The organism is Actinacidiphila oryziradicis (assembly GCF_005047355.1).
Classification (GTDB): domain Bacteria; phylum Actinomycetota; class Actinomycetes; order Streptomycetales; family Streptomycetaceae; genus Actinacidiphila; species Actinacidiphila oryziradicis.
On record NZ_SUMC01000245.1, the window covers coordinates 1 to 4,149 of the forward strand.

The window sequence follows — 4,149 nt, forward strand, 5'->3', positions numbered from 1 at the left end:
TCGGCCTGAACTACGGCTCCCCCAAAGCCGCAGCCGTCCTCGCCGAACAGGCCCGCCGCACCGCCGGCACCGCCCCGACCGCCGCCGCGACTCTGGCCGCCGCCGTCGCCGCCCGCGCCCTCTCCCGCCAACCCGACCAGGCCCGCCACGCGCTGGCCGACGCCGACCGGCTCATGGAGCAGCTCAGCGGCGAGCAGCGGGCCGACACCTGGTTCGGGCACTGCGAGCAGAAACACCACGTCCACCTCTCCCACGCGCTCACCGCCCTGGGCGACACCGGGCGGGCCCGCGAAAGCCAGGACCACGCGCTCGAACTGTCCGCCCCGACCAGCAGCATGACCCGCACCCTGCTGACGATCGACGCCGCCGCCTGTACCCACCATGACGGTGACACCGAGCAGGCGTGCCGCCGCGCCGCTGCCGCTCTGGCCGTACTCCCCGCCGGCTACCGCACCGGCCTCATCCATGCCCGCGCCACGGACCTGTACCAGTCCATCCCCGCCCAGCACCACCGCGAGCCCGCCGTACGCGCCCTCCACACCGCCCTCGCCTGAAGCCAGCACTAGGCGCGACGCGCGCCTCGTAGGTGTCGCCGCACGGAACTAGCTTGCCCAGGGGTGCGTGTGGTCACTGCTCGCTGGTCTCCCCGTCGACCTGGAAAAGCAGGAGTTCGTAGACCGGGCCGCCGGGTTCGTTGCGGTACGGGCCCGCGTACGTGTACCCGAGGCGGTCGTACAGGCCGCGGCCGGCAGTGTTGTCCGGGCGGACCAGGAGCGAGGCGTAGTCGGGGTTGATGGCCTTGAGCAGCTCGGAGTGGAGGCGGGAGCCGATGCCCTGGGACTGCCGGGCCGGGGTAACGGCGAGCTCGCACAGGCCCATGAGGCGACCGGCGCGGACGTGTTCCGGGATCTCGGGGAGGAGTTCGCCGTACCAGTACTCGGGCGTGCACGGGAAGGCGTAGCCGAAGCCGACCATGGAGCCGCTCGCGTACGCCGCGACCAGCGTGAAGCCCTCGTGCTTGAGGTGGAGGGTGACCTGGCGGCGCAGCGCGGCGGCGGACAGGCCGTCGGTGGAGGCGCCTGGGGTGTTGACGAGTTCGGGGTGCGCGTCGGACCAGATGTCCGCGATCGTGTCGAGCAGCGGCGGGACCTGGCCGGGGCCGTACGTACGGATCACGACGTCTGTGCGGGTGCTGGTCACGCCCGTCCTCCTCCGGTGGCGGTAGGGGAGGCCACTGTGGCGAAGGCATCTGCCGTTCCGTAGTGGCACAAACTCGCGCAGCCCAGCAGCCAGAAGCGTGCGAAGTGGGCCCATGGGCTGAACCGCACCCGGTGGTCGTCCTGCGGCAAGGACTGGGACGCGGTGGCCATCACGCCCCTGGACAGGGGCCTGGAGGCGCTGGTCGGGCTGCGCATCGGCCCGCACCGCGGCACTCTCGTCCTGGTCGACCACGTGCGCGGTGTGCTGTACGTGATGGTGCCGCCCGGCTCCGGCGACGTCCTCGCCGGCCTTCCCGGCGTGCGGGTGCTGTCCGACGGCAACGCGCTGCTGATGCCCGCCACGTACGACGACAGCACGGCGGCCGCCGACCTCATCAGCTACCCGCGCGACGGCGAGCCGCCCGTCCTGGTCCCCGCAGACCGGCTCGCCAACCGTCTGCGCGACCTCACCGCTCACGCACCCGAAGGGGCGCCCGTGTCATGAACGGCTACACCGTGCTGTACGACCCCGAAGGCCGGATCGACGCGGAGCTGCCGCTCGATCGCGCAACGCACGAGCGAGTGGCCCGAGTGGTGCTTGCGTGGTCCGACCCGGGGGCGCTCCAGCCCGACGACTACGAACAGGTCGGGCTGCTGCTGACCGGAGCCGCCCACGCGGTCGCCGCCGATGTGCGCGAGTACGCGAGCAGGCTGCCCGACGACGACGGCCGGCGCCTGCTCGCCGAAATCGTGCTGGGCGAGGCCGACGGCCGTCTACCGCAGCGGTCCCGGAACCTGCACGGGGTGCAGAACAAGGCCCGCATGCTGCGTGCGCTGTACGAGAGGCTGGACCGGCTCCAGGACGCCGTGCCCGCCGTGGAAGCGACAACCAGCGTCTCCCCCTGATCGTCGCCCGGCGCCGCCCCCCGTCGGCTCCGGGCGACCACCATGAAGCCCCCAGCGGCCCGCTCTGCACCAGCGGTCGCCGGGGGCTTCTCCATGTGTGCGGCGTCGACTCCTACGACAGGTCGGTGGTGCCGATAGCGGCGCGGGGCCGGTTGCGTGCCCAGCGCTTCAAATCGCCGACGCGGTAAAGGAGTTCAGCGCCGCGCTTGTCCGCCGGGTCCGGGAAGGCGGGGTTGTTGCCCGCACAGACACATCCCCCATAGTCCGCACCACCACCCGCAAGGCCATGCGGAAGCGCCAACCGCCGCTGACGCTCATTCAGACGTGGGAGCAAGACCTCGAACCGCCGCGCCAGCTGGTCATGGGCCTCATGGGACGATGACTTCGGCCCGGTGTAGGTACAGAACATGGTGATCAGGGGTCGAGACCCGTGACTACCGCGGTGGTGACGCCGGCGTAGGCCAGATGCGGCACGAGGTCCGCGATCCAGTCTGTCCGTGACCAGGCCCGCGGGTCGGTGACTCTCAGGACTGTCATGAGACCGTTGGTACCGATCATTGCACCGATCGTCGCGACCGCATAGATTACCGCAGGCGCAGGCCGCCAGCCGAGGGAGCGCGCTGCACCCAGAAGCGCCCCCATACCCAGACCCGCGGCGATCCCGCTGAGTGCCCCGAGGGCGGCGATGCGGTTCTCCTTCTGTGCCGCGTCCCCGGGTACCGTCACGTGCACCGCCTGGGACAGTGCCTCGACGGTGGCTTCGGGTGTGTGGCTGGCGGGGCGGGCGCGGTAGACCATGTCAAGGTAGCCGGTGACATTGAGCGCCGTGGTACCTGCAGCCCCGGCCGCCGCTCCGCGCAGCAGCCCGGCGATCACACGTGTCATTGGCCGTGTCCCCTATCGTGCCAAAAGTGGAATTTTGCACGTTCATGTGCCACCGACTCGACGCATAAGAAATCTTCGCATTCTGAAGCCGCGCATGCGCGGTGAGTGGCCAATCGGGTGGTCCTCACGCCTGTGCTGGTCCAAACTAGCGACTATGGACTTGACCAGGGATTTTATGCTGCTCGTCGGTACTCGTTGATCAGCCCGCCGAGGACGGGCCGCCGCTGTACCCTGTGCTGGTCCAAAATGGTGACACCGGGTGTGATCAGGGATTTTATGGCCGTCGCTGCGGAAATCCTTCGTCACCAACACCGCAGGCCGGCAGCTCGCCGACCTGGAGCTCCGCCACCGCCGTCGGGCCCGCGCCGAGGACCGCGTTCGGGCCGTCCGCGACACCGGCCTGCGCAACCTGCCCCTCCACGGCGCCGCCCACAACCAGGTCTGGCTGGAGGTCGTCTCCCTCGCCTTGGACCTTCTCGCCTGGCTGCCCATGCTGGCTCTCGACGGACCTGCCCGCCGCTGGGAGCCCAAGACCCTCCGGCTGAGACAGTTCTCCGCAGCCGCCCGCCTGACCACCACAGGCCGACACACCTACCTGCGCTTCGCCCGCCACTGGCCCTGGACCGAGGCCCTCACCAGTGCCTTCGCTCGGCTCCAGGTCCTACCGGCGCCGGACTGACCAGACCACCCCGCCCGTCCCGACGAACCGCATCACCCCCGGCGCCGTGGAACTCCGCGCCCACCCGAGGCGACACTCGGGCCCTCGCCACACCCACAAGACAGAACACGCCCATCCACAAAAGCCCAGAGCCCGCGTCAGCAAGCTGACACAGGCTCATGAACGATCGAGGCTAGCCCCGTCCTCCGCACGTAGCTCGTGTGGGTGACGGCGGCCATGATCGCGGATCGATTCGTGGCCGAGTCGACACCACTTCGGGGTTCGGTCGTTGGGCAAGGTGTCCCCGATGTTGACTGGTACCGACCGGTTCAACATCGCTTGACACAAGCCCCGCAAGCGATTCCCCCATGTGCGAAGTACCCGGCTAGTGTCTCGTGATCCTGTTTGTGTCACTTCGCGTTGTTGTCGACGAGTTTCTTGATGTTGGTCTGGACGAGTCGGACCTTGGCGAGGATCTCGTCGGCGGTCGCGGTCCAGGTG

4 protein-coding genes and 2 pseudogenes are annotated in these 4,149 nt (G+C 69.6%); 4 read left to right on the forward strand and 2 right to left on the reverse strand.

Annotated elements, in window-relative coordinates:
* Window positions 1-554 (forward strand): annotated as a pseudogene (locus tag FCI23_RS62085) (hypothetical protein); the annotation flags it as partial.
* Between the two features lie 73 nt (window positions 555-627).
* Here the strand turns inward: FCI23_RS62085 and FCI23_RS54305 are convergent.
* Entirely contained in the window at window positions 628-1,200 is a 573-nt protein-coding gene (locus tag FCI23_RS54305; RefSeq protein WP_136731576.1) for a GNAT family N-acetyltransferase, read from the reverse strand.
* 162 nt (window positions 1,201-1,362) lie between these two features.
* Here FCI23_RS54305 and FCI23_RS54310 point away from each other — a divergent pair, with 162 nt between their 5' ends.
* Window positions 1,363-1,704 carry a hypothetical protein gene (locus FCI23_RS54310; RefSeq protein WP_246144915.1) on the forward strand — a complete coding sequence of 114 codons (342 nt, stop codon included), beginning with the start codon at window positions 1,363-1,365 and terminating at the stop codon, window positions 1,702-1,704.
* Window positions 1,701-2,105, forward strand: coding sequence for a restriction endonuclease (locus tag FCI23_RS54315; protein ID WP_136731577.1), 405 nt, complete (start codon window positions 1,701-1,703; stop codon window positions 2,103-2,105). The genes FCI23_RS54310 and FCI23_RS54315 overlap by 4 nt, the downstream gene beginning before the upstream one ends.
* Window positions 2,106-2,519: 414 nt before the next feature.
* Here the strand turns inward: FCI23_RS54315 and FCI23_RS54325 are convergent, their stop codons facing one another.
* Window positions 2,520-2,990 (reverse strand): hypothetical protein, encoded by a 471-nt coding sequence (locus FCI23_RS54325; protein WP_136731579.1) that lies wholly within the window; start codon window positions 2,988-2,990, stop codon window positions 2,520-2,522.
* Window positions 2,991-3,288: 298 nt separating this feature from the next.
* Between FCI23_RS54325 and FCI23_RS54335 the strand changes: the two are divergent.
* Window positions 3,289-3,669: pseudogene (locus tag FCI23_RS54335) on the forward strand (transposase); the annotation flags it as partial.
* Window positions 3,670-4,149: the final 480 nt, after the last annotated feature.